The 2,680-nt window shown below is 34.8% G+C and carries 3 protein-coding genes; 1 reads left to right on the forward strand and 2 read right to left on the reverse strand.

Annotation, left to right across the window (positions count from 1 at the left end; all coding sequences use genetic code 11):
* Positions 1–1,585 (reverse strand): ABC-F family ATP-binding cassette domain-containing protein (locus tag WBN21_RS10675; protein WP_424200115.1); only part of this gene is annotated, 1,585 nt, incomplete at its 3' end.
* Positions 1,586–1,670: 85 nt separating this feature from the next.
* On the opposite strand from WBN21_RS10675, the gene WBN21_RS10680 reads away from it, so the two are divergent.
* Complete coding sequence (locus WBN21_RS10680) at positions 1,671–2,054, forward strand: DUF983 domain-containing protein (RefSeq protein ID WP_424200117.1); 384 nt, start codon at positions 1,671–1,673, stop codon at positions 2,052–2,054.
* Positions 2,055–2,165: 111 nt separating this feature from the next.
* On the opposite strand, the gene WBN21_RS10685 is transcribed toward WBN21_RS10680, so the two are convergent.
* On the reverse strand, positions 2,166–2,680 hold a 515-nt coding region (locus WBN21_RS10685), incomplete at its 5' end, for an NAD(P)/FAD-dependent oxidoreductase (RefSeq protein WP_424200119.1).

Consider the following 2,680-nt stretch of genomic DNA (forward strand, 5'->3'; position numbering starts at 1 on the left):
AATAATCTATATCCCCTAAATATTGTTTCAGTTTATGGTCTTTAAATTCATAAACAAAATTTGTTAAACCCTGTAAAAAGTCACGATCATGCGAAACCAATATTAATGTGCCTTCAAATCGTTTTAATGCTTCTTTTAAAACATTTTTAGACTTAATATCTAAGTGATTTGTTGGCTCATCCATAATAAGCACATTAAATGGCTGTAACATTAATTTAGCTAAAGCCAAGCGGTTACGCTCACCTCCAGACAATACGCGCACATATTTTTCAGCCTCGTCGCCTCTAAATAAAAATGACCCTAAAATATCTCGAACTTTACTTCTATTCGTTTCATTTGCAGCATCAATCATGGTGTCTAAAACAGTTTTATTACCGTCTAGGTACTCAGCTTGGTTTTGCGCAAAATAACCAATCTGTACATTGTGCCCGAGTTTTAAATGCCCGTTATATTTAATATCACCAACTATTATTTTTGCTAAAGTTGATTTTCCCTGTCCGTTTTGCCCAACAAACGCCGTTTTACTATCACGCTCAATTAGTAAATCAATATTTTTTAAAACCAGATTATCACCATAATTTTTCGACACCTTTTCGGTTTCAACCACCACCTTTCCTGGCGTAATAGACACAGGAAAATTAAGGGTCATTACGCTATTATCGTCCTCATCAACCTCAATTCTATCAATTTTATCAAGCTTTTTAATAAGTGATTGCGCCATGGTAGCTTTTGATGCTTTGGCACGAAACTTTTCAATAAGCTTTTCAGTCTGTTCAATTTGTTTTTGCTGATTTTTTTGAGAAGCCAATTGTTGTGTTCTCAATTCGTCACGCAATACCAAATATTTCGAATACGGTTTTGGGTAATCATAAATACGCCCTAAAGAAATTTCAATAGTTCGGTTAGTTACATTATCCAGAAACATTTTATCATGCGACACAATAGCCACGGCACCCGCATAATTTCTTAGAAACCCTTCCAACCAAATTATAGATTCAATATCCAAATGGTTTGTTGGCTCATCTAAAAGTAAAATGTCGTTATTTTGAAGTAACAACTTAGCCAACTCAATACGCATACGCCAACCACCAGAAAAGGTATCAGTAAGTTTATTAAAATCTTCACGCTGAAAACCTAAACCCTGAAGAATTTTTTCAGTATCGCCCTGGTAGTTATAACCACCTTGAATTTCATATTGATGTTGCAGCTCATTAATATCAACCATAAGTTGATGATAGGCATCACTTTCATAATCCGTACGTTCAGCCAATTGGGTATTAACAGCTTCCATTTGCGCTTCCAAAGCTTTTATTTCCGTAAACGCTTCATACGATTCTTCTAAAACCGTTCTACCAAAAATAAAATCAATATCCTGTTTTAAAAACCCGATTTTCAATTCTTTATCAGCAGCAATTTGCCCGGTATCAGGCTCCATTTCTTTCGATAAAATTTTAAGCATCGTAGATTTCCCCGCGCCATTCTTACCAATTAAACCAATTCTATCGCCATTACCCAGTTTAAAGGTAATGTCCTCAAACAGGTATTCTCCTTGAAAAGAAATCGATAAGTTATGAATGTTCATCATAGAAATGTAACTTTTGTCACAATGCGTATTTGTTAAAATGTTATTTTTGCATTGCAATTTCGCCTGCAAAAGTACACTAAATTATATGTTTAAAAAAGGATCAAAATTATATAGCATTTTTACCGGTACATGTCCAAAATGTCATGAAGAATCCATGTACACAAACAAGAATCCCTATGTGCTATCCGAAGCACTAAAAATGAATGAAAAATGCAGTAATTGCAACACAAAATACAAAATAGAACCTTCCTTTTTTTATGGTGCCATGTACGTTAGTTACGGTGTAGGTATTGCTTTTGCTGTAGCCGCTTTTGTAATAAGTTTTTACGTTTTTAATGCCAGCCTTAACTATATTTTTATTTCCATAGTAGGCACTCTAGTGGTATTTATGCCAATAATAATGCGAATTTCAAGAAATATTTGGATTAACTTTTTTATGAGTTACGATAAATCTTTAAAAAAGAAATAATTTTTTGGGCGTTACCCTAAAGGGTCGGGCTTTCCGCTACAAGTCCTCGCACCTCCTACGTCGGGCTGTGGGCTTTCCACTACAATCCCTAACGCAGTCCTCCTCAACTTTTTAGTTAAATCGAGAAATATCTATTTCCTTTTCAAGAGGTTCATGATGTTCTATAAAATCAAAAAGTTTCTTAGCTACATAAGGCCCAATCATAACACCACGCGTACCAAGTCCGTTTAAAACAAATAGGTTATTGTGCTCATGATGCCTCCCAACCAAAGGCCTTCTATCCTTAACTGTTGGCCTTATTCCCCCAACTTGATTAACAACTTTAAACGGACAATTTATAAGCTTTTCAAGTTTACCTAAAAGCTCAGTTTTAGCCTTTTTAGTAACCGAGTGGCTTAAATCCTTCCACTCGTAAGTCGCCCCAACTATATATAAATCATCTCCCAAGGGAATTAAAAATACACCAGCCTTTAATACAAAATCAATTTTCAAATCTGGGGCGTGAATAGTCAATAGTTCTCCTTTAGCAGGATTTAGAGGTAACCTATTAAAAAATGGATTTTCACTTATACCAGAACCTTCGGCAAATACAATATATTCGGCATTAATATTTTGATAAGAAACAG

Source organism: Algibacter sp. (genome assembly GCF_049667265.1).
GTDB lineage: Bacteria > Bacteroidota > Bacteroidia > Flavobacteriales > Flavobacteriaceae > Algibacter_B.

Excerpts from the sequence above, each read along its gene's own strand:
- WBN21_RS10680 (WP_424200117.1), top strand. The coding sequence starts at position 1,671 with ATGTTTAAAAAAGGATCAAAATTATATAGCATTTTTACCGGTACATGT.